This is a genomic window from Bacteroidota bacterium, assembly GCA_030706745.1.
Lineage (GTDB): Bacteria > Bacteroidota > Ignavibacteria > Palsa-1295 > Palsa-1295 > PALSA-1295.
Window position 1 is genome coordinate 84,255 of record JAUZNX010000003.1, and the last position, 23,045, is coordinate 107,299.

Annotated in this window: 19 protein-coding genes; 2 read left to right on the top strand and 17 right to left on the bottom strand. The window is 53.2% G+C overall.

Annotated elements, in window-relative coordinates:
* Window positions 1–306 precede the first annotated feature (306 nt).
* Window positions 307–3,276 carry a TaqI-like C-terminal specificity domain-containing protein gene (locus Q8902_05130; protein ID MDP4198937.1) on the bottom strand — a complete coding sequence of 990 codons (2,970 nt, stop codon included), beginning with the start codon at window positions 3,274–3,276 and terminating at the stop codon, window positions 307–309.
* 758 nt (window positions 3,277–4,034) lie between these two features.
* Here Q8902_05130 and rpsP point away from each other — a divergent pair.
* On the top strand, window positions 4,035–4,658 hold the full coding sequence (rpsP, locus tag Q8902_05135; protein ID MDP4198938.1) for a 30S ribosomal protein S16: 624 nt from the start codon (window positions 4,035–4,037) through the stop codon (window positions 4,656–4,658).
* The gene (rimM, locus tag Q8902_05140) at window positions 4,655–5,176 is read left to right on the top strand and encodes a ribosome maturation factor RimM (protein MDP4198939.1); all 522 of its coding nucleotides are present in this window, start codon (window positions 4,655–4,657) and stop codon (window positions 5,174–5,176) included. Before rpsP ends, rimM begins: the two co-directional genes overlap by 4 nt.
* Before the next feature lie 19 nt (window positions 5,177–5,195).
* On the opposite strand, the gene Q8902_05145 is transcribed toward rimM, so the two are convergent.
* The 16 genes from Q8902_05145 to rbfA all read right to left on the bottom strand — a co-directional run bounded on the left by Q8902_05145 (window position 5,196) and on the right by rbfA (window position 23,039).
* On the bottom strand, window positions 5,196–5,579 hold the full coding sequence (locus Q8902_05145; GenBank protein ID MDP4198940.1) for a hypothetical protein: 384 nt from the start codon (window positions 5,577–5,579) through the stop codon (window positions 5,196–5,198).
* A gap of 188 nt (window positions 5,580–5,767) precedes the next feature.
* Window positions 5,768–6,883, bottom strand: a complete 1,116-nt coding sequence (locus Q8902_05150) for an NAD-dependent epimerase/dehydratase family protein (protein MDP4198941.1) — start codon at window positions 6,881–6,883, stop codon at window positions 5,768–5,770.
* Window positions 6,884–6,988: 105 nt separating this feature from the next.
* Window positions 6,989–7,498 (bottom strand): acyltransferase, encoded by a 510-nt coding sequence (locus Q8902_05155; protein MDP4198942.1) that lies wholly within the window; start codon window positions 7,496–7,498, stop codon window positions 6,989–6,991.
* Window positions 7,499–7,623: 125 nt separating this feature from the next.
* Window positions 7,624–9,717: a regulator gene (locus tag Q8902_05160; GenBank protein MDP4198943.1), complete on the bottom strand. Its 2,094-nt coding sequence runs from the start codon at window positions 9,715–9,717 to the stop codon at window positions 7,624–7,626.
* Window positions 9,718–9,755: 38 nt separating this feature from the next.
* Window positions 9,756–10,763 carry a Gfo/Idh/MocA family oxidoreductase gene (locus tag Q8902_05165; GenBank protein MDP4198944.1) on the bottom strand — a complete coding sequence of 336 codons (1,008 nt, stop codon included), beginning with the start codon at window positions 10,761–10,763 and terminating at the stop codon, window positions 9,756–9,758.
* Between the two features lie 9 nt (window positions 10,764–10,772).
* Window positions 10,773–12,230, bottom strand: a complete 1,458-nt coding sequence (locus Q8902_05170; GenBank protein ID MDP4198945.1) for a sugar transferase — start codon at window positions 12,228–12,230, stop codon at window positions 10,773–10,775.
* Complete coding sequence (locus Q8902_05175; protein ID MDP4198946.1) at window positions 12,227–13,345, bottom strand: DegT/DnrJ/EryC1/StrS family aminotransferase; 1,119 nt, start codon at window positions 13,343–13,345, stop codon at window positions 12,227–12,229. Before Q8902_05175 ends, Q8902_05170 begins: the two co-directional genes overlap by 4 nt.
* 2 nt (window positions 13,346–13,347) lie before the next feature.
* Window positions 13,348–14,670 (bottom strand): O-antigen ligase family protein, encoded by a 1,323-nt coding sequence (locus Q8902_05180; protein ID MDP4198947.1) that lies wholly within the window; start codon window positions 14,668–14,670, stop codon window positions 13,348–13,350.
* Window positions 14,667–15,830: a glycosyltransferase gene (locus tag Q8902_05185; GenBank protein ID MDP4198948.1), complete on the bottom strand. Its 1,164-nt coding sequence runs from the start codon at window positions 15,828–15,830 to the stop codon at window positions 14,667–14,669. The genes Q8902_05180 and Q8902_05185 overlap by 4 nt, the downstream gene beginning before the upstream one ends.
* A gap of 6 nt (window positions 15,831–15,836) precedes the next feature.
* The gene (locus Q8902_05190; protein MDP4198949.1) at window positions 15,837–16,838 is read right to left on the bottom strand and encodes a glycosyltransferase; all 1,002 of its coding nucleotides are present in this window, start codon (window positions 16,836–16,838) and stop codon (window positions 15,837–15,839) included.
* On the bottom strand, window positions 16,835–18,817 hold the full coding sequence (locus Q8902_05195) for a glycosyltransferase (GenBank protein ID MDP4198950.1): 1,983 nt from the start codon (window positions 18,815–18,817) through the stop codon (window positions 16,835–16,837). Before Q8902_05195 ends, Q8902_05190 begins: the two co-directional genes overlap by 4 nt.
* A 10-nt stretch (window positions 18,818–18,827) precedes the next feature.
* Entirely contained in the window at window positions 18,828–19,313 is a 486-nt protein-coding gene (locus Q8902_05200) for a biotin/lipoyl-containing protein (GenBank protein MDP4198951.1), read from the bottom strand.
* Between the two features lie 3 nt (window positions 19,314–19,316).
* The gene (locus tag Q8902_05205) at window positions 19,317–20,681 is read right to left on the bottom strand and encodes a hypothetical protein (GenBank protein MDP4198952.1); all 1,365 of its coding nucleotides are present in this window, start codon (window positions 20,679–20,681) and stop codon (window positions 19,317–19,319) included.
* 139 nt (window positions 20,682–20,820) lie between these two features.
* Window positions 20,821–21,744 (bottom strand): bifunctional riboflavin kinase/FAD synthetase, encoded by a 924-nt coding sequence (locus tag Q8902_05210; GenBank protein ID MDP4198953.1) that lies wholly within the window; start codon window positions 21,742–21,744, stop codon window positions 20,821–20,823.
* An 85-nt stretch (window positions 21,745–21,829) separates the two neighbouring features.
* A complete protein-coding gene (gene truB / locus Q8902_05215; protein MDP4198954.1) occupies window positions 21,830–22,570 on the bottom strand; it encodes a tRNA pseudouridine(55) synthase TruB in 741 nt (246 codons plus the stop codon).
* A gap of 106 nt (window positions 22,571–22,676) precedes the next feature.
* A complete protein-coding gene (gene rbfA, locus Q8902_05220) occupies window positions 22,677–23,039 on the bottom strand; it encodes a 30S ribosome-binding factor RbfA (GenBank protein ID MDP4198955.1) in 363 nt (120 codons plus the stop codon).
* Between the last annotated feature and the right edge of the window lie 6 nt (window positions 23,040–23,045).

Here is a 23,045-nt window from a genome sequence, read left to right on the forward strand (position 1 = left end):
CCTGGAGGAATAGCCCCGGTTCCGATAGGCTTATTAGAGCACGATTATCTGAGAGACGTCGCATATAATAATTGTCTTCCAGAGGTGCGTTAATAAGGCCTATGGTAATATCCGCCTCAACCTCACATTCAAGCATCCTGCTCGCTGTGGCATCAGAGTAGCCCCAGGTTTCGAGATCGCAGTCCTCGGTAATCTCATGGTGTTGAATGTCACTTATCCGGAATAGCTCTGACTTCCAATTCCTCAACTTCGATTCATTGAGCGCGTATGGCAACTCAAACACTTTGAGGGCGATGTTCACAGCATTCATTTCACTTCCCCCTCCACAATTCTAATCTCCTCCTCCGTCAGCCCGTAAAGCTGATACACCAGCTTATCAATCTCCCCGTCTAAGTAATCGCACTTACGCTGAAGCTGCTCGCGCTCGCTGTCGCGGCGGCTTGCCGTGGCGAGCTTCTTCGTCGCGAGCATTTGATCGACGAGAGACACGAGTCGAATACGTAGCGAGGTATTCTCGGAGTCGTCTGTGGCAATGCTGCGAATCGGAACCTGCGCGAGGCTGAAAATCGTGACTTGTGGAAATGAGCTTTTGAAGTCGGCAAACATCGTCTGCCAATAGTATCTGACAAGATTCGAATTGAGAATTGCGAGAATGTACTTCTCCTCGTTCTCATCTTCTGTCATGACGGTGAAGATGTTGCCTGTAACCGCTGTCGGCACTTCAAGCAATGATGCCGTCGGTCTAATCCCGATCTGTCGAATCAAAAGCTTGTGCGGAGCAAAGTGAACTTCAGGATCCCAGCAACCGCCGGAGGTCTTTGGTCGCTGGAAAAGGACATACTCGGTTGATGGATGAATGTAATAGCGATTTACATCGGTGCCAGCGAGAATGGGCACGAACTTGTCACTCTTCTTTTCTTCTGAGAAATACTTAGCTCTATCACCCGTGATGAGACCCCGATTTATCTTTGCCTTAGTCCCAAGTCTTGTGCTCTTCGCCTCCATCTTTTGAATTAGCGGAGCATTCCCTTCATTCAACAGGACGTTCCAGACAGCGCCACTAAACTCACCGAACCGGTGCTGTGCGATTGGCTCATAGATCTCCGTTCGATTGAGGAAGTCATCGTTGCCTCCTATTGTGACACGAATGACATTGTCCCCATTCGACATGCCTTCTTGCTCTCGGCCAAGAACTAATACCGCAGTGTGAACATCGGCTCCGGCAAATACTGACTCGCGATGCACAGCGACAATATCCAGAAGCGAATGCTCAATGAGCCACTTGCGCAATTTCTCGACATAGACATTATTCAAAATGCTCGAAGGAATGATGTAGCCGAGCTTTCCTCTGTTTTTGAGCAGAAGCGTTGCTCGCTGAAGAAAAAGGTGAAAGAAATCTACTTTGAAATCAGCGGCAAAGAATCTCGAACGAAGGTATGCAAGCATCTCATTCGATGTGTTATGAGGCTGCAACATCCTATATGGCGGATTCCCAACGATTGCATCGAAACCGCCATGGCGCATGACGTCACGGAATGAACTCTCAAAACTAAAAGGGTTGATCCGCTTCTTTTCTTCGTCCGATAGAGGGAACAGAGTCTCGATGTCATACTCGACAAGCGAGTTGCCGCAGACGATATTCTTAGAAAGATCGGGGAGAATTTTGGTCCGTTCGAAGGAGAGCTGGCTTGCACCGGCGCCGGACTCGGACTCCAGAAATTTCAGGAAGAGCGAGAGCTGCGCGACCTCGACGGCCTGCGGGTCGATATCGACGCCATAGATATTATCGAGCAAAATCTGCTGCTTCTGTTTGAGCGAGAGCGCATAGACGCCTTTGTCGATCTGGATGCACCCGGCTTTCTTTGCTTCGTCGGGATGCTGGTTGTACCACGACTCGACGTGGTGCAATACCCGATCATACACGGCAATGAGGAAGGAGCCGGAGCCGCAAGCGATGTCGGCAAAGCGGAGTTTGGAGACTTCCTTCGGGGTCAGCCCGATTCCCGCCTGTGTGCTCGGAAGCGCTGCTTCCGAGCTCTTGACGGAAGCAGCGCTTCCGTCCACACGGGCGGGATTGAGGATTTTCCCGACGGTATTCTCGACAATGTAATCAACAATATACTTCGGCGTGTAATAGACGCCGCCGGCTTTGCGGACTTCGGGTTTGTAATCAATCGATGCACGCTTGGCCGTTACGGTGACGACCTTGCCCAAGAACCGCTCGTAAATCGAACCGAGTAGTTCGACCGGGATGTAACTGAACAGGTACTTCGAATTGTGGTGCGAGATTTCGCTGCAAATCTCTGCGAAGACTTTTTCATCCGGCGCGTGGAACGTCGGCTTATCGACATCATGCGGCTTGAAGACGACACCGTTGTACTTGACGTCGAGTTCTTTGCTCCACGCGATAAATGACTTCCACGATCCGCCTTTCTTCGCCGCTATCTGATCGACGATGTAGTCCGACTCGATATTACGATCTTCGAGGAATCGGATGAAGACGAGGCGGTCGATAACTTTTTGCGTCGCCTCGGTGAGCGATTCGGCATCGAGCGATTCGTCCGCCTTCTTGAACGCCTTTGCGAGCTTCAAACGGTACTCTTCGAGCGTGTCGAGGAATTTGTCGTCGGTGGGTCGGGCTTCTTCCTGTGTGAGTTTCGCTGCACCTTTGCCGCGCTGCTTCGGCAACTCCAAAGCAAACCCCTTCAACTTGCCTGCTTCGATCGCTTCGCGGGAGAAGAGCCAGTAGAAGTCTCCGAACCGTTCGCGGTCGAGAAAGTCCTTGTAGTTGAAGGTCTTTATCTGCGCCGAAGGAAAGCTTTTATCGATGTTCGGCTCATACCGGCAATCGACAATATGGAATTCCTGAAAATCGGTCAGCACGCCCACGGGCGTCTTTGCGCTTCGTCCATATCGGACGATCTGAAAATAGGAATCGGGATTGCCAACGGATACGGATGGCTTCTTCGCTTCAACGAAAAATACCGTATCCCGATAGTTCGGCTTGAGATGAAACGCATAATCCGCCCGGCGTCCGGATGAGTTGCTGTCGGGATTCTTCTCGACTTTGACCTCTTGCTCGCGCGGGTTCGTCTGCCGCTCGTGCCGCACGTCCCACCCGAGCGCGGAGAAGAACTTGTCGATGAAATCGGTGCGGACCTCAGACTCCTGATATTTGGGCGAGAGGTATTCGGTCTCATGCTCTTCGAACTGGCGGGCGAGCTCACCGACTTTTAGGAATGCGTCTTCGAACGGAGTCAAGGTAGGATCAATCATTGGGGCAAAAATACGGCGGAATGTGTCCCGCCACGGCGGGCAGGCACATATTTCGCCCCTAACGGGGCTGGATTCTCTCGCGGCAGGCTTCACGGCGCTTCCGCACCGTGCTACACAGCGCGGCCTCTCCGAGGCAAGGGCCGGCGGGAGGTTGCCGAGTGGTCCCTACAATTATTTGCAGTATTCATAGAAAAAATGCGATGCCGGAGGTATCGAACAACGTTATATTAGATGGAGGGGGGTCTCTTTGTCAATTACGAATTACGAATTTGGGTCAAAATCGGCTTGTTTGCAAATGGAAAGCAGATGGCTATCCAAGAGACACCGTAACTGTTTCATGAATATTTTCCGAAAACGTAATATAAAATTATATAGCGTGTCCATGAGACAGGATTGCAGACAAATTTGGGGAGGAGAGGGCGTTCATTAAATGACAACTCAAAAGAGAGAGTTAAAGTATTACTTTAACTTCGGGCACCTGTTGTCAGGGAAAATATGAAATATGAAGTATGAAATATGAAATGGGCACCTGAACAAAATCGGCTAGCGAAATCGCTTCAGGGAGACTACCGAATTTGAATCGAGGGAGCCATTCGGCGAGTAGATTGTTTACACGGCGCATCTGAAATGGACGATCGGTCGTCGAATGATCGATCATCTACAGGAGACTCTGCGAAGGCCTCTCATGGTATTGGCTCGGCAGACATCCTCCAACGGCGAATGGAATTCGCCGGTACACCAATTAATTAGCAAGAACCATGGTAAAGCTGAGACTCGCACGTCAGGGACGGAAGAAAGTCCCGATCTACAAAATTGTTGTCGCCGATAGCCGGGCCCGCCGCGATGGTCGGTTTATCGAGGCTCTGGGACAGTACCGTCCGCAGAACGAGCCAGGCGAAAAAGTCACGATCCTCGAAGACCGCGCCCTGTATTGGCTCGGCGTCGGTGCCCAGCCGACGGATACGGTCCGGTCGCTGCTCTCGAAGGAAGGGATCCTTCTGAAGTGGCACTTGGAGAAGAAGAAAATCGAGCCGGCGCGCGCCAGCGAGATTCTCACCACCTGGAAGGCGACCCGCGACGGTAAGGTCGAAGCCGCGAAGAGCGATCGTCAGCGGACGAAAGACGAGATCCGCCGCAAGGCATCGGAAGCTGCTCGCAAGAAAGTCGAGGCTGCCGCTGCCGCCGAAGCTGCCGAGTTGGCCGCCGCCGCTGCTGCTGAAGCCGCCGCGAATGCACCAGCCGCGATTGTCGAGGAGAGTGCAGCATTAGTTTCTGAGAGCCCAGCCGAAGCGGCAGCGGAAGTGCCGCGTTCGAATGCGCTTGCCGCTGAAGGTGGCGAGGATTTTCGCCGGTCAGATAGCGCCGTATCGGCCGGGATTTGACAACGGAATTGCCGGACGATTACGTCCTGATTGCTCGAATCCGGAAGCCCCATGGGCTTCAGGGCGAGTTGGAGATCGAGTCCTTTACGTGGGACGAGGGTCGGTTCGGCAAGTTGAAGCGAGTGTTCCTCCGGAATGCCGAGGGGATCATCACTGAGCAGATTGTGGAATCAGCACGCCCGACGAATCGTGGTGTGCTGATTCGGTTTCAGGGGGTTCAGGACCGCGATGCAGCGGATGGCCTAAGGGGTGCGGAGATGTTCATCCCTGAATCAGAACGGCCTAAGTTGCCGGAAGGTCGAGCCTATTACGATGAGATAATCGGGATGTACGTGATTGATGATGTCTCTGGGACTGCGATTGGGCGAGTGACAAACGTTCTGAATATGCCAGCAGGCGATGTGTTTGTGTTGGATATCAATGGCCAGGAGCATCTCGTCAGCAACGCCGGAGATGAGATAGTCAAAATCGACACGGCGAAGAACGAGGTCCGAGTCCGGCTACTGGAAGAATATTAGGACCGCGGCCGAGAAGGGTTCAGGCCGCTCCGTTGGCAGAGGACTCTTCCATGGCAACGCGAGACGCTTTAGAGCGAACGCCGGCGAGGATACCATAAGGGATGATAACACAATAGCCGATTATCAGGATGATCGGACTAAGGGTCAGGGCAGTCCAGCTCATCGTCGGGCTCTGCCACATGATCAAATAGCCAAGTCCAACCACCAAAACCCCCAAGAGAATGATGCGAATGTTCTTGCCTTCGAACGGCATTTCAAATTTTCGAGTCGGCGCATCATCGTGCTTTTTCGCGCGAGCGAGTGGAGTCTGGCGCGTCGGTGCCTGACGGGGTGTGGCGCGAACTGGTCTGGCGGGTGCTGTAGCTGGTTTCGACATCGGAAAGCTAACTTTTGGATGGGTCATGTCGTTCCGATTCCGGAATCTTTGAGTCGAGAAAAGCCGCGATCGGCAAGATATGTAACATAGAGTCCTACAATAGAGGATCAGAGAATCGGAACATAAGCCGCGGCTCGCGCTTATCCACAAGCCCTCTGATGTTCGTGACTTTACATAATGTATCTTATGGACATTTATTCTCTGTGGATTTCGGCTCAATTGGCCGACTGCCGGACAACATTCAGTGAGCGCATGTTCCTTTCAGCGAACTCGAAGATGTCTTCCACATCTGCTTGTTCGCGAAGCCATTCCACATAATCTCTGACACTTTCTTCGACCTGTCGAGACGGATTCCAGCCGAGTGCCTTGAGCTTGGAAATATCTGAGCAAGAATTTCTAGTATCACCAAACCGAAACGCTCCTGGCAGGCTCGGCTGAACATCCTCACACCCTGAGATCCTTGCGACGATTCGGTCGAACTCCGATACCGTATAGGCCAGTCCACCGCCAACGCAAAACTGCTCGCCGACCATTCGTTCGTCCTCAAGCGCCATTAGATTTGCATTGACCACATCATGGATGTTAATGAAATCCCGATGCATCTGGCCGTCTTCATAGATGGTAGGCGCCTTTCGGAAATAATAATGAAGCGCAAAGATCCGACAGGCACCACTATAGGCATTATAAAAAGATTGTCGCGGCCCCTGGACAATCGAATATCGAAGCGCGACACTGGGAATATCATAGCGGCGTCCAAAAGATAGTGTCATTTTCTCCTGAGATTCCTTCGAGAGTGCATACTGATTCTCAGGATGCGAGAAGCTTTCAGGTGTCCATTGCCACTGCATTGCCTCGCCGCAGATTGCGCAGCGCATAGCCCAATCGCCATGCTCAAGTTGGCCGATCGGGCGCGCCGTCGGCCCCTGTAATCCATGCTGCTCGCACTTATATAGCCCCTCACCGTTGACTGCCTGGGAACTAGCGACAACGACTCGTTTCACTGGAAGCTTGTGAGCAACGATGAGCTCATAAAGCAGCGCAGTCCCGACAGCATTAACGCTAAAAAAGGTGCTGAAGTCGGGTAGATAATCCTGATAGGCAGCAAGATGGACTACTTTCTCAACGCCATTCAACGCATCGAGGAAGACCTTTGGATCGCGAACATCCCCGATTATCAGTCTTGCTTTTGGATGAAGGTAGGTCGGTATCCCCTTCAAATGTACTGGCTTAGAGAGATTGTCTAATAATACGACTTCATCGCCGCGCTCGATCAGAGCATCTGCCGTGTGAGAACCGATAAAGCCGGCGCCGCCAGTAATTAGTATTTTCATGTAATTCTTTTTGTCATTCCCGCGGAGGCGGGATTCCGGGTACCAAGCGCTCGACTGGATTCCCGGTTTCGCGGGAATGACGCTCAGGCAAATGTGAAATCAACGCTATTCGTCTGTCGGCTGCATGGCTACCTTATCCCCTGCGCGGTTTACCCATCCAGCATGTCGCGCCGGGCAGCCGACAACAAGCTCGAAGTTGCGAACGTCTTTAGTGACAACTGCGCCAGCGCCAATCATGGCGTAATGTCCGACTGTGATGCCAGCCAAAATCGTTGCGTTTGCGCCAATGGAAGCGCCTTCGAGCAAGCTTGTGCGAACAGGTTCGGCATGATAGACTTTACTCCTGGGCCGCGTGTCGTTCGTGAATGCAACATTTGGCCCGACGAAAACCCGGTCGCCGAGTTCGACGCCATCCCAGACGCTTACGCCATTCTTGATTGTCACATCGTCCCCGATCACGACTCCACTCTCAACAAAAGCGTGATCCCCAATATTGCAGCCTTTCCCGATACGCGCACCTTTCATCACATGCGCGAACGCCCAGACCCGCGTGCCAGCACCGATCTGATCCGATTCAACTAAAGCCTGGGGATGGATAAAAACTGGGTCAGCCATGGGACGGTAAACACAGCTTCAAAGAAAGTCATTGCGCGAAGTCCGCGAAGCAATCTTGGCCGTGAGAGTCTCGCCTCAAAACGAGATTGCTTCGCTTCGGTCGCAATAACGGCAAAATAAGGAGGCTATCGGACCAGCATCATGGGCAAAGTCTCAACTCGCCCATTCATCCGAACAAGGCATATATATGTCCCATCTGGCAAATAGCCCGGCTTCCACTCGATACTATGCTCCCCTGCTGCCATTTCACCCGCGAAGATCTGCGCGATCTCCGTGCCCACCAGGTTCAGGATCGTGATCTTGGTAAATGCGCCGACTTCTGTGCTGAAAGTGATTGTGGTTGAGCGCGCAAATGGATTTGGATGGCTGTAAAGTTCACGCTTAACTATCGGCACTCCAGTAACAGATCGTTGACTAATTATCTCCGAGAGAGGACGACGCCAGACACCCGAACCATACGTCCCGGCGAAGATATCAGTGCCGCCAATAATCAGACTGGTGACAAAAGCATTATCAAGACCGGCATTCGCTACGCTCCAACTCATACCTCCGTTTGTTGAGTAAAACACGCCACTACTCGTCCCGGCAAAGACATTACTCCCAACGGCTGCCAATGTATACACAACAATGTTCGAAAGACCCGTATTGGAGATATTCCACGTCAAGCCTCGGTCCGTGGATCGGAAGACACCGCCGAAGGTCCCGGCAAGCACATCGCTCCCACTAGTGATGAGCGAATAGACATCGGGATTGGTGAGGCCTGAATTAGCGGCGGCCCAACTGGCACCGCTATCCGTTGAACGGAATGCTCCTCCGCCATTCGTACCAGCGAAGAGATAGGTGCCACTCTTTACCAATGCGCGAACGGAAGTAATACTCAGTCCACTGTTCACTGCCACCCAGCTTGCTCCTCGATTCGTAGATCGAAACACTCCATTGATGCCAGTCCCGGCATAAAGATCGGAGCCATCCAGCAGCAGCGCACGGACGTTAGCGTCGGTCAAGCCTGAACTTGCGGGAGTCCAGCTTGCACCGGAGTTGGTTGAATGATAGACACCGCCGGAAGTCCCCGCAAAAAGATCGGTATCATCCGAAGCAATAACAGCGATATTGTTTGCATCGAATGAGTTGAGACCACTCGCTGCAGGTTTCCAGGTAGCACCCTCATCGGTGGTAGAAAAAATACCCTCGCCATCCGTGCCCGCAAAGAGCTTTGTGCCCATTAGTGCCAGATCGTAGACATCGGTGTTTGTCAGGCCCGAGTTTGTCGATCTCCATTGCGCACCCGAATCAACAGTAATATAGACACCACCGCCGCCCAGACCGGCCAATAGATACGTCCTCCCAATCCCAGCAAATGCGTACACTGGATAGTTCGATGGCAATCCGGTATTCTGCAGGCTCCAACTTCGACCGGTGTCACTCGAATAATAGATCCCGCCACTGGTGGCACCAGCATATAGCTTCGAACCGAGCACGGCAAAAGCGTACACGGGTTTACTGATGGGTAGTCCATTATTGATCGGGCTCCATGACTCTCCTTTATCGCTCGAACGAAGGAGGCCGCTTCCTCCTCCAGCCGCGGCAAACAGGTAGGGGCCATTTACTGCAAGCGCATTGATCGTGATATTCTCGATCCCGGACCGCACAGGAATCCAGCTTGCTCCACTATCCGTCGACCGAAATACTCCGGCGTTCGTACCTGCGTATAGAATAGTCCCATTCACGACGAGAGCATGGATGACCGTGTTCGTCAGTCCTGAATTTGCAGACGTCCAGTGCCCACCATTGTCACTGGAGAGAAACACCCCCACATCAGTGCCGGCATAAATGGCTGTGTCACGCGCCGCCATGGTAAGGACTTCGCTCGTTGCGAGTCCGCTGCTGGCGCTTGTCCAGGTTATTCCATCGTCACTCGAACGAAACACGCCACCGTAGGTAGCAGCGTAGAGATAGTCCCCGCTTGCAAGCAGTTCGCGAACATCGAGATCGCCTAATCCGGCATTGACCATTCTCCAGCTGTTGCCGTTGTTCGTGGACCGGAACACTCCGCCGGTATATGTTCCTGCGAAGAGATAATGACCTTGTACCGCGAAAGTCTGGATAAAACCGCCGACTGGGCCGTCCGTTTGCACCCATTGAGCGCATAGCGGCATTGGCGCGAACGCGAACGCCGCGAAGATAGCAACTGCAATGTATCGACTCGGGACTTTGAACATAGAGTTAACCGAAGTCGATGAGGCGATGAATGGTGCCCCTAGTTGTCACGCCTCGCTTCCTTCATGATCATTTCCAGCAGCCGTACAACCTCAACGCCGATCGCTCCGCCATTGATCGGTTTCTTCCCACTCTCGATGCAATCGACGAAGTGGCGGCACTCAGCGGCCAGCGGCTCATGTCGCGGCAGTGTCGGAATGAAGATGTCTCCGGGACGGTATGTGAGTTCGGCGGATCCGGACTCATCGGCACCGATGCGGGTGTCCACGGCGGCGGAATAGATCTTGACTTTCTCGGCCGGCTGCATATCGTCGAATACGACAGTGCCATGCTCAGCCGAGATTTGCATGAGGCGCACTTTGTTCGACGTGACCCAACTCACGTGAACATGGGCTGTCATGCCACATTCGAACTCGATGAAGATATGAGTCAGATCAGCAAGTTTCTCTTTAACGAAACTACCGGCCATGACGCGCATGGACCGAACGTCGGTTGGAAGTCCGGTTTGCCACATCAGATAAATCAGGATTGATAGATCGTGCGGCGCCAAATCCCACACCACATCGACTTCGGATGCTGGGGGTCCAAGATTGATGCGAATTGAATCGATATGGAATAATCGACCAAGATTCCCACTGGAAATTCGAGTTGCGAGCCACTCGACTGCCGGCGAGAATTGATAGACATGACCGACAGTCAGTACTTTGCCGAGGGAGTCCGCAAGATCACGAAGTTTTCGCGCGTCGTCATATGAATATGCCATCGGCTTCTCGATCATGGCATGCTTGCCGCTTTCGAGGACGCGGCGACCCACATCGTAATGAGTCGGTACAGGCGTCGCAACGACGACGGCGTCGATCTCCGGATCGGCGAGGATGCTCTCCATGTCGTCCGTCGTCCGAATGTGCGGGTACCGTTTAGAGACGAAGGAGAGTCTCCCCTGCTTCTTGTCCGCTACGGCCGCGACGACCGCGCTCTCGGTATCGTTAAATGCGCGAACGAGGTTCGATCCCCAATAGCCCGCTCCGATAATGCCAATTCTTACCATGCTACGTTGTTAACCTCCACCCTTTCCTGTTAGCACTACACCAACTGTTCGAAGAATAATCGCGGCATCGAGCCAGAGCGAGATGTTATGGATGTAGTACAAATCCAAGATCACCATATCGTTGAAGCTCACGGATGAGCGGCCGCTCACTTGCCAGAGTCCTGTCATTCCGGGCCGAACGGCAAACCGCTCCTTGTGCCAGGCGGCATACTGTTCGAACTCATACGGCAGACATGGACGTGGACCAACCAAACTCATGTCGCCTCGCAAAACATTGTATAACTGAGGCAACTCGTCAAGTGAATGGCGTCGAAGCCAACGCCCGATGGGCGTAATACGCGGGTCGTTTTCCAGCTTCCCAGTCGGGCGCGTACCAAGTTGAATATGCTGTGCTACGTGTTCGCGGTGGAGTTCATCGCTCGGGCCGAGTTGCATCGTTCGGAATTTGAACCAGCGAAATCGCTCACCATGTTGACCAATCACTTCCGTGCTAAAGAAAATAGGCCCACGACTTCCAAGTTTGATCGCAACGACAATGATTGCAAGGAATGGCGACAAAAGAACCAATCCGATGATGGTGCCGACGAGATCGACAAAGCGCTTCAGCGAGGTTGAGTAGAATCCATGCAGTCCATGTGAGATTGGCGCTGCCGTGACGTTCAGGAACTCGGATGTACTTTTAGTCACCCGCTCGTGGATGACTTTGAAATGATCGCTGAGCAAATGAATCGGCACGCCTGTCTCCCGTGCTTCACCAATGAGCCGAACGACGTCCTCGTATGGAAGGTCATTCTCGGCCACAACAACTTCGTGGATATTGTATTTCAGAACAAACTCCTTTAGGAGTGGTACAGTCGTGAGCAGAAGAGCCGCAGAAGAATCCTGCGAGAGCGAGCCACCTTGATCGACCATCGCGACAATCTCGAAGGGATGGATTCGGCCGCTGGTGCTCTCGGCCAGCAGAGCGCGCGCCTCCTCACCGGCACCGACCAAAAGAATGCGGCGGGCCTCGATTCCCGTGATGGCTGGAAGCAACAGCTTCCGATAGAGTACGATGCGAAAAAATGATAGCAGTACAAGCGACGAAACGGTGAACAGGAACAGGTTTGTCCGACTATGCTGAATCCAATCTTCGCGCAAGAAAAACAGTACGGCAATCAGCAATAACGCATTGATTAGTAACGCCCGGGCAAGCTGAGCAAATTGGGAGACACCCGTCGAATAGACCTTGTATTTATAGAGAAGATGTTGGCGAAAGATAAGCACCAGCAACGGGAAAGATGCATAGAGAATCGCGACACGTAAGATATACTCGCCAAGCGAATGTTCGACATCATAAGAATCGAAGCCGGCGAAATAATGCAACAAGAGCGTTGTGACCGCCGCCAGCGTGACCGCGACGAAATCGAGGAGGACCAGTGAAATTTTCGGCCAGCCGTGCCGGCGAATCGCAGTTTCGAAAATCACTTACTCTTCCTCCCATTCGTATAAAATGTCCGAATGGTCTTCGCGACGAACTCAATTTGTTCGTCGCGCATCTCGGGATACATCGGAAGCGAAAGAATCCTCTTGGCAGCGTGTTCCGCTTTTGGAAATGCCCCTTCCTTGTACCCAAGCTGTGCAAATGCCGGTTGCATATGTAATGGCACGGGATAGTGAAGCCCAGCCCCAATGCCGTTTGCCTCCAGATGATCACGGAGGTTATCTCGACGGTCCGCCTGTATCACGAAAAGATGATAGACCGGGTCCGACAAAGGATGCTCAAGAGGAAGCTGGATCGGCTCGCAGTCTGCCAACAATTCAGAATATCGGGCAGCATGGGCACGGCGGAGATTAGTCCATTGTGCGAGATGCTGTAATTTCACGTTAAGTATTGCTGCCTGCAGTGCCTCCATCCGATAATTATGACCGGCCATGACATGCTGGTACTTTGTCTCGGAGCCGTGATCGCGCAGGAGGCGCATTCTTCGATTCAATTCCGCATTATGGGTGATGACCGCACCGCCCTCGCCATATGCGCCTAAGTTCTTTCCAGGGTAAAAGCTGAAGGCGGTGGCATCGCCCCAGGAACCGATGGACTTGCCATCGAACGTTGCCAGATGTGCTTGTGCGGCGTCTTCAACCAGCCAGAGATCATGCCGCTCAGCAAGCGCGGCAAGTTTATCCATCCGTGCGGGCTGGCCATAGAGATGCACTGGTAAAAGGGCCTTCGTCCGGCGGCGAATTCGAGCGGCGGTCTGCTCGACGTCGAGATTATAGTATTCATCGTGATCGACAAACACTGGCGTTGCGCCTGTTAACACTACCGCTTCAGCAGTCGCGATGAAGGTATTGACAGGCACGATCACCTCATCCCCACGCTGGAGGCCGAGAGCCCAAAGTGGCAGATGCACGGCACTCGTGCCATTATTAACGGCAATTCCATGAGGCGCATTATGTGTCCGTGCGAATGCCTCCTCGAATGCCGATACCTCCGGTCCGAGGATATACTGTCCGGAATCGAGCACGCGCGTGATGGCCTGAGCGATCTCGCTGTGAATCGAATGGTATTGTTCTTTCAGGTCGAGGAAAGGAACGCGCATGTTCATGTCGCTGGCTGAAGCTCTCCCATTTGCTCCTTTAAGGTTTCCACTTCGTCCGGACTCAGCACCATGGTTTCCAAGCCACGCAGGACTCGATCCTCGTAGCACAGTCGTGCGCCGAACCCCATGAAAACAAAGAGATACTGTGTAAAGACGTAAAAATAAAAGAAGGTATTATCGTTCGTGCAGCTCACGGCAAACATAATCGGCGTCATGACCAGAATAGCACGGTACGGGAAATATGCCTTGACCCCTCTGCCCCACCATAAGCCACGCACGAGGATGTCTGCAAGCCCCAGGTAAAACAATGCCAGCCCTATGATGCCGCCATCGAAACGAATACGAAGATACTCATTATGTGGGGCGCCCACCATGGTGACATGTTCGGTGAGCCACTGGGCATATTTCTCCGTTCCGCCCGCACCATATCCCCACAACGGTCCCTCCTCGGCTTTATCCTCGAAGTATTTCTGGAAAAAGGCGCGCCCCGAATCGCGCATGTTCAGGGACTCGTCAGAATTCAAGAACTTGTTCCGCGTCGGAAGGAGAAAAAGCGTGCCGACGAGCATCGCGAGCACAACGATGCCGATCACGGCAAATTTCAGGCTGCGGCGATAGATGATGGCCACCAAGGCCCCAGCAATGAACGTGAACGTGGGAGTTCGACTTCCGGCAATGAGCATAAGAAAGACGTCAATGGCAAACACCGCCAAGAGTCGCCACTCAAATGCATCCATCAGACGCATCAAAAGGATCGTACTCATCGTGACATAGAAATACGCAGTCACGGTCCGGTATCCGATCACCCCTTCTGACATTGCGCCGGCTCGCTCAATCATGGTCCAGCCATTATACGCGTTATACAGATCGAATACTGCCACGACAAGGTTGATCGCGATCATCCACTTGAGGTATTTCTCCAGGTGAAGATCGTTCTGGATTACATTGAAAGCAACCAGATACAGAAACGAAGGGAAGGCAATCTCGAGGACCGTCCGGACTCCAGTTGCCAGGTTGTTCGTCCAAAAGAGTGAGGCGAAATAATAGGCGAGAAACAACCACCAGAACTTTGGCGAATATTTCCATGCGCGCCGTCGCTCGGTCGCACTGAGTTTCTGCCATACCATGATGCAGACCACCATCGGTAGCACTCCGCTAAACAACTCAACTTCGGTGAACCCCAGGTTGATATAGAGGCTCTTGAATCCGAAAATGATATAGAAAATCGGCGTCGCGAACGACCAGAGAATTGTGTATTGCCGCTCGGTCTTGGAAATCAGGCCGATCAGCAGCATGAGGATCGCGATCGCGATAATCGTATTCATATCGTGTGTGCCGCCTCCTTCGCACGTGACTCATATTCGACCGAATTGCGACCGGCAAGCAACTCCTCGTAAAGCCCTATTTGCTGGCGCGCAATGATATCATTTGTAAATCGCTGCTGCAGTCGCTCGAAAGCGCGTTGTGCCAGTCGCGACCGTTCGCGAGGATTAAAACGAAGAAATTGAATCGCATCGGACAACGCTGGAAGATCTCCCTCCTGAAAGATTAGACCGGCATCACCGATCACATTTGGAATCTCGCCGCTATTGGAGCCAATGACAGGAACGCCGTTGGCCATCGCTTCGAGAAGGATATGACCAAATTGCTCGACCCATGTAGGAGTTGAACGACTCGGAAGTACGAGTACGTCCATGAGTGCGAGGTGTTCTGGAATCTCTTCATTCCGGACCGCATCATGATGGATGAATCGAATCCCTCGCACCGCCGCCCGACGCTTGACTTCTGCAAGTGCAGGGCCGGCCCCAACGAAGTAGAGGCTCACGTCATTCAGATCTTCGATTTTGCCGACGGCATCGAGCAGATCAAGCACGCCTTTTTCCTCGGTGATGCGGCCGGCGTAGCCGATCGTGAGACTCTTGGTCTCTGACTTGCCATAAGGGTTCTGAGAGTCCAGATCGATGCCAAGTTGGGGAAGAATAGATATTGGCTTTCGAAATCCATGATCGCGGAGGATGGTCTCTGCTGCATTATTCCCGGCGACTGCTCCGGAGGAATTTGCCAGGTTGAATCGTTCAAGGAATCGCCTGATACCATGAGGCTCATACGGCAGATTCCACCAGGTAAAGAACAATGCTCGCGATCGACGCGAGAATAGCTTAAGGGCTAAAAGGATCTGGGCATACGAGACAGCATACGCGCCTTGCTCGACATGGACAATATCCGGCTTTAGACGAGCTATCAACGAGAAGAGCGATGGGCCGAAAAAATATGCGCTCTCTTTACCTATAAAGTAGGCGCGCAAAATCCGGTGGTCGACATTCGACACACCTTCAAACTTATCCGTTAGATTGTTATATAGCGGCCCCTTCCACCCATGTGGCGTGACGAGCGTGATCTCCACGCTGGGCAACCGCGCCAGCGCGGCAATCTTGGCATGGTTCGCACGGACCGTATAGGTATGTCCGACGTATAGAATCTTCATCTCAACTTACTTGGCAAACCCGAGCGCATCCAGGATCGTCCTTGCGCGCTTTGCATATGTCTCTTCACGCACTCGACGGTGTCCTGCTTCCGCAATCCTTCGCGCCCGTTCGGAGTCGCGACTCAGAAGAAGAATCTTCTGCAACAACTCCTCTGGACTGGCGTAGCACTCCATCTCAGAACCCTCGGCAAACCACTGACTCTGCTCGGCAGAGCGCGTCGTGAGCATTGCATGTCGCGTTGCTGGGATTTCGAATGTCCGCATATTGTGGCTGCCCTCGTTCTGCGCCCGTAGGATATTCAGCGCTATCGGGGCGAGACTCTGCATCCGTGTCGCTTCCGCACCGTAGATTGCTTTTCCTTGCAGCCATTGCTTCGGGACGTGCATCGATTTCTCCCAGCCATTGCCCCAGATCGCGATATTACAACCCACCAGATGGCTCAACAGTTTATCGCGGTCCGGAGAAAATGTGCCAAGAAATACCGCGTCGAATTGTGGCCTGGTTTCGCTATCCTCGATGGGCCGGTGAAGTGCCGGATCGTAAGCAAATGGCAGAAACTCGATCGACTTCGCACCAGCGGCCGCAAAGCGATCCTTTAGGTGGCTGTTCCATGTAAAGTGAAAATTGTACATTGGAATCGCCGCCAAAAGCCGCTGCGAAGAATTCAGCTTTTCCCAGGGACTATCAGGGTTAAAATTCACGATGGGTCTTGTACCAAGAATTTCTTTGGCGCGATGAATTACGTTCGGATGTATGAATCTACCCTTGATCACAAGGACAATATCGGGTTGTCGGGATTCGATCTCACTTATCAGCCAATTCCCTACCCGATCGGCAATTCGCAATCGAAGGAGCCTGTCACCGAAAGCCACCTTTGCGAGTGGATGGGCACGGGCGAACTCGTCCCAGTCAAACCGTAGCACTGTCCAGCCAAGGCTCTCGAATGCCTGCGCGTAGCTTTCCTCAAGAGAGCCATGCCAGAACGAGCCGGATATTAGAATCTTCATCTCGCCTTCCGCGCGCGAACAATGATGTGCGGGGCAAAGAGTGACGGCCAAACATTTTCAAGAAAAGCCAGACGCGCAAAGCGCGGCAGCTTGCGACGGAGCAAAGTTGTCGCATGTTGCATTCCGTAGCCACCGAGCGCATCCAAACCGTCGAAGATAGATGCATCCCCATTCGAACGGACGGATTCAATCTCGAATCCGCATACTTCCAGCATTCTCCGAAATGATTGAAGGCTATAAAAACGGATGTGAGCACCCTTCCACTCATTCGAGAAGTCCGAGATCGATGTCGATAGCTCGGCGCGAGTGAGCGCCCTCAGCCGTTCACGGAAATAACCGTTGTTCGGGACACTGGCGACGAACAACCCGCCCGGAGCTAGCACGCGAAAGATTTCGCTGACCGTGAATTTTGGGTCATAGAGATGTTCGAGAACCTCGATGCACACTGCGCCATTGAAACTTGCGTCAGGATATGGAAACGGCTTTGAGAGATCGTGTACGCGAGCGTCGAGGCCCATTCTTCTGGCATTTGCCACTCCCCTATTGCTGATGTCAATTGCCGAAAGCTTCGAGACCTGATTCACGAGCCAGGACTGATAGTTAGAGGCATCACCGCACCCAACATCGAGCACCTTATCCGTCGGTTTGAACGCGTTTTTAAAATGGAGATCGAGCATCTCTTGCGAGAACGAGTGCTTCGGAGTCCATCCGCTATCCCGGTTCCAATACTCGTCATAGAAAGATGCGATCTCGTCACCGTCTTCTTTTGACGAGGGCGGTACAGTATCGAGAATCATTCTGTATGTGCGCTCAATCGCATCGCCGTATGCATCCCACCCAAACAAATTCGAGGCTTCCGCGGCAGCTTGGCCGATGTGACTGGATCTTGCCGGATCGTCGATCAACGATCGAACCGACGCCGCGATGGCCTGTGAATCCGACGGAGGAACGATGAGGCCACTTCTGCCATCCTCGATAAACTCGCGACCACCAGTATTCTCCGTTGCAATGACAGGCAATCCGCACGCCATTGCTTCCGCGATTACGAGCGCAAGTCCCTCTTGAATCGAAGGCAGGCAGAAGACTTGGGCGGAATAAAAATGCTGGAGCAATTCGTGGTTTGCGACAAACGGGATATGCTCGTTGATCTCCTTTCGTAATGGACTATGCGAGAGCCACGATTCAAAGTCGCGCTCCATGCGGCCGATGAGCTTCAGCCGCAATTTCACTCCGCTCGCGCGGAGCGATTGGATAGCCTCCAATAAGTATGGCATCCCCTTCTGGAACCCGATGGCTCCGACAAACAGAATTGTTGGGATAGCCGACGAGCCAGTCGCTTGGGCCGGACGAAAGCGGCCCAAATCGACTCCATAGCGGATCTTAAGGATCTTTTCTGCAGAAAATCCGCGGGCAAGAAAGCTCGTGCGCGCAAACTCGCTCGGTACCATGATGTAGTCCGCTTCGTGGTACTCTTTGAGTTGCTTCTCTTCAAGGAGTCGATCCCATCGTGAGCGATTGGGTGCAGCAACACCAAATCGCTTGCGCTCCTCCTCGATCAGTCGATATTGCTCCGTGATATGGGTGGAGCCGCGCTCGATAATCGTGCGAGCCCCTCGCGATTTTGCCTCTCGCAATTGAAACAGCGATTGGCTTGCCCATCCGACGAAGAGATCGGACTGCGGTATGGATTGCGCCGCGCGCCGATCATAGATATTATCCTTCACGAAATATGAGAGTGATTGCGCATCCGAGACCGGCAACTTTCGGAGCGCGAAACCGAGATATTCCGGTAGCGGAATTTGTACGACCTGCTGCAGGAAGTCTGCATTACCTTGAAGCTCTGCGGGGAGACGACGATTGGGCAATAGCCTATCGTTGAGCGTCGTCGTGATAAAGCGAGTCAGGTGTCCACGCCGAAATAATTGCTGGACAAGGTTGAACGCGTGAAAGCGTCCGGCGGCACTAACGGTTACACGCATGGGCAAAAGCTTAGCTTAACTCGATCTCGACAAGGGCTGCGTTCTTCTCTACTGATTTCCCTTCGCTGGCGTGGACGATTGCAATGCGTCCAGCAGCACCTGCGAGAATATTATTCTCCATCTTCATTGCTTCGAGGATCACGAGCGTCGAAGCGCGCTCGACAATGTCGCCGGCGCGTACATTCACGGAACGGATCATGCCGGGCATCGGGGCCTTCACAACATGCATCCCTGCAGCCACACCCTTTGGTCCGGCGCCAAACGCGCCGAAACGCTCGCGGATGATGCGCTCCCTCTCCGACTCGACGTACAGTTCCACACCATCAAGCGAGCAACCATCGCCCAACTTGCCGTTGGACTCGAAGACCTCGATCAGGGACTCACCGTCTCGCACGAGATAATGACCCGGAGCGAGTTGCTCGACAGCAAGCTCCGGAGACTCGATCTCGCGCCATTCACCATTGAGTTGGATGCGAAGTGTTCGATCGTTAGGCAACGCTTAGAAAAATATGTGGGTCTGAATCAGGGCCGTTGTTTCGGTATGGTCCTCCAATTTTGTCGGATCCGCTGGGGACGGTGCAGTGCCGCGGGCAACGCGGAACTCGGGCCGGAACTCCAGGAATCGCACCGGAAACCACTGTGCCCCAACCATGAGGCGGGTCTTAATGTTCGTGGAAATCCCGCCCACATTGCCGCCATAATAATTATCGAATCGGAGGATCCCCGTGAGCCCTTTCGTAATATCGACCGCGGTCTCTATCGCCATGGCGTGGACCGTGTCGCTATACTGCCCGACGGGATTGCTGATCGGATAGTTCGGTGGCAGCACATGATAGATGAAATTCCCCATGTCAAACTCGGCCAGTACGCTCACCGGGCCGACGTGAATACCACCGTGAATCGCCGTCAGCCAAGTGCGCGCCGTGGAATCGCCAACGCCGGGTGGGGGCTGCGGCGGAAAATGCTGAATTGTGTGAGCATAGAGAGAGCCGCCAATCTCGGCCGAAACGGTGTGGTCCATCATGGGACCTGTGTTGATGACACCACGCAGTGCGATGGCATATGGTCCAAGCGGATCGTTCTTGAAAAGCGAGGCTCCGGCTTCATTGCCATTCAGGAAGTCTGCTGTAATGAATGCGTGATCGAACAGCTCCGCACCGAGTTCGATACCTTCATCGACGTAGTTCGGCTGCCAGAATAGTCCGGCCGGGCCGAAGCCGGAGAAGCTTGCGTTGCCACCTCGCGTATAGACTGTATGGTCATCGAACCGTATGCCAAAGGCCGGATAGAATGCACCAACTTTGAAGTATGCATCGCCAACGATTGCTCCGGCATCGAAGAATTCGCCGGATGAATGGACAAAATGGATGATACCATATCCTTCCCAGGTCGTCGAGACCAGTGGCGAGACGATCGGATTTACCTTCACAAATGCCTCGATCGATTCCGAAAGCTTGGCACTCACATAGATTGGCAACGCCATTTCAAGCGCGCCGCTCGCCTTGACAGTCGTGTCGCGAAGGATATGCCTTGCCAGAACAGAGTCATGCCCTGGAATGACAAAATCCGCTGTGGTGTGATCGCCAAAGTAGAGATACTGGCTTCGCATATCGACACCGATGCGAATTGCGTCGCCTATATTGGCGCTAAACTTCGGGCCACGCTCCCACATGGGTAGCCGGTTCATTGCGAAGTTATCACCGCCCTGGGTCCGCATCCGGCCACCCGTAGGATCGACATGGCAGCCGCGACAATCGACTTCGCCACCGCGCAATGCAAATCGCGGAAGACTCGAAGCTGAAGCGCCAAAACAACAGAGCAGTATAGACGTAAGCGCAAGCATGCGCCGGGGATTAGCAATCATGATTGTGAGGAAAAATGTTAGACAACGAAGCACCACTAACAAGACACTTGATCGAGCTCCTACGGGACAGACAAAACACGTTTCCATCCATAATTTCTATGGATGAGCTTGCACCTATTGCCAGGGTTTCCTGATTGCGCTACAACTCCCGGATTACCTGTATATCACGGGTAATAGCCTCGCGAAGCTCTTCGAGCGAGCGAAACCGCTCCTGCGGCCGAAGATAACGGTGGCACTCAACCGTTAGCGTTCGGTCATACAAATCACCATCAAAATCGAGTAGTAATACCTCGACAGTCCGCTCGCCTGCAGAGTGAATCGTCGGCTTCGTGCCAATGCTGAGAGCAGCCTGAAGTCTCTTGCCGTCCAAGATGACTCGTGCGGCATAGACGCCATCGGCAGGAATGAGCTTTGGCGCTGGAAGCTCGAGATTTGCGGTTGGGAAACCGAGTTTGCGGCCAAGCGCATCGCCATGCACAACGCGTCCGCTAAATGCATACGGACGGCCAAGCCAGGCGTTCGCATCACCAAGTGCACCGCCCTTCAGAGCGGTACGTATCTTAGTTGAGCTGATCGAAACATTATCAACCGTGACAGGCAAGATCTCCTCGATCAAAATTCCCATTTGGGGCGCGAGCTGCTTGAGGTGTGCTGCATCGCCTTCGCGATTACGCCCAAACGCATGATTGAAGCCGACAATCATTGCACGTGTGCCAAGCCGGCCAACTAGAATCTCACGAAAGAATTCGATGTAGGACGTCTGCGAAAATGCCTCCGAGAATTTGATCACAATTGCCTCATCAATCCCTTTGCCTTCCAGGAGCGCAAGCCGTTCCTCGATGGTCGTCAGCAATTCGATCTCCTTGCCATGGCGTTTGAGGATCTCTTGAGGATGCGGGTGGAACGTCAGCAATACAGAACGCGAGAGTCCCATCTCACGCTTGCGCTCCGCGAGCCGTGAAAGGATGAACTGATGTCCCAAATGGACGCCATCATAGCTGCCGAGCGTTGTAATCGTGCTCGGGTCGTGCGTGGCGTTCTCTAGTCCCCAGGTGATCTTCAAAGTAACGAGTAACGAATAACGAGTAATGAGTAACGAGTACCGAGTCGTGAATCTCAAAAATGCAATTCCTGCCGCGAGTGCATTCTCAATTCCTGATTAAAGATTCTATCTCATCGACCGTCATTGCATCTTCAACCTTCCACCCGCTGATGGCTTCGCGGCGCAGATCGGTCACGACAGCGCCGGTGCCGAGCGTGACGCCGAGATCGCGTGCCAGCGAGCGAATATACGTGCCCTTCGATACGTGTGTGCGAAATGATGCAAGCGGCAAGTCGACGGTGACGACGCTAGAATTGTGGACAAATATACGGCGCGGTTGGAGCTCGAACTGCTCACCCGCTCTTGCGCGGTGATACACCGGTCTCCCCCTCTGCTTGATGGCACTGTGCATTGGTGGTACCTGATCGTGCTCGCCCACCAGTGCTTCAATCGCGGTGCGGACGGCCTCCTCAGTCAAATTCTCGTCACCGCCGGTAATCTCAATCGGACGTTCCAGATCGAAGCTCGCCGACGTCACGCCAAACCGGATCCCAATCGAATAGATCTTGTCGAGACCGATGAGATCAGCAAGGGACTTGGTCTTACCTCGAGTGGCGAGAATCAGTAGACCCGATGCGAGTGGATCGAGTGTGCCGGCATGACCACATTTGATCTTTCGGATTCCGGTTGCAATCGAGATTTGTTTGCGGATCCGATTCACTGCAGAGAAAGAAGTATCACCGTATGTCTTGTCCACCAGAAGAAGTGCGCCGGACTCACTTAGTATCTCATCGCGTGGCGAAGTACTTCCATTCAGCGCAAGGCAACTCCGATCGAGAATTGTCATACCCCAATGTCATTCTGAGCGATGCGATGTATCGCTTGACTCGGCGGATTGGATCCTTCGACTACAAAACGCTTCGTCTCAGGATGACAAGTCTGTAAGCAAGTCATCATTCTGTGTCTGCCGGTTTATCGGCTTCGTGGATCTTCCGGAAGATTTCCTCGACACGAGAGACATTCTCGGCAGTGTCATCGATATAGAAATGGAGTTCTGGGACGAACTTCAAACGCACCGATTTCGTGATGGCGTGCCGAATATGCGGCACTTCGGCCTCGATGGCTTCGAGCGTCTTCTCTGCCGGACGCGAACCGCCGAGCAAGCTGACATATACACGACCGCTCCGAAGATCGGGCGACATGCGGACTTTTGTGATAGTGATAAGGCCGTCGCTCAAATCCGCGAAATCGGTTTGAAACAGATGGGCTAGCGCCTGCTGCACTTCCCCGGCTACGCGTTCGGTTCGGATGGACATAGTGTG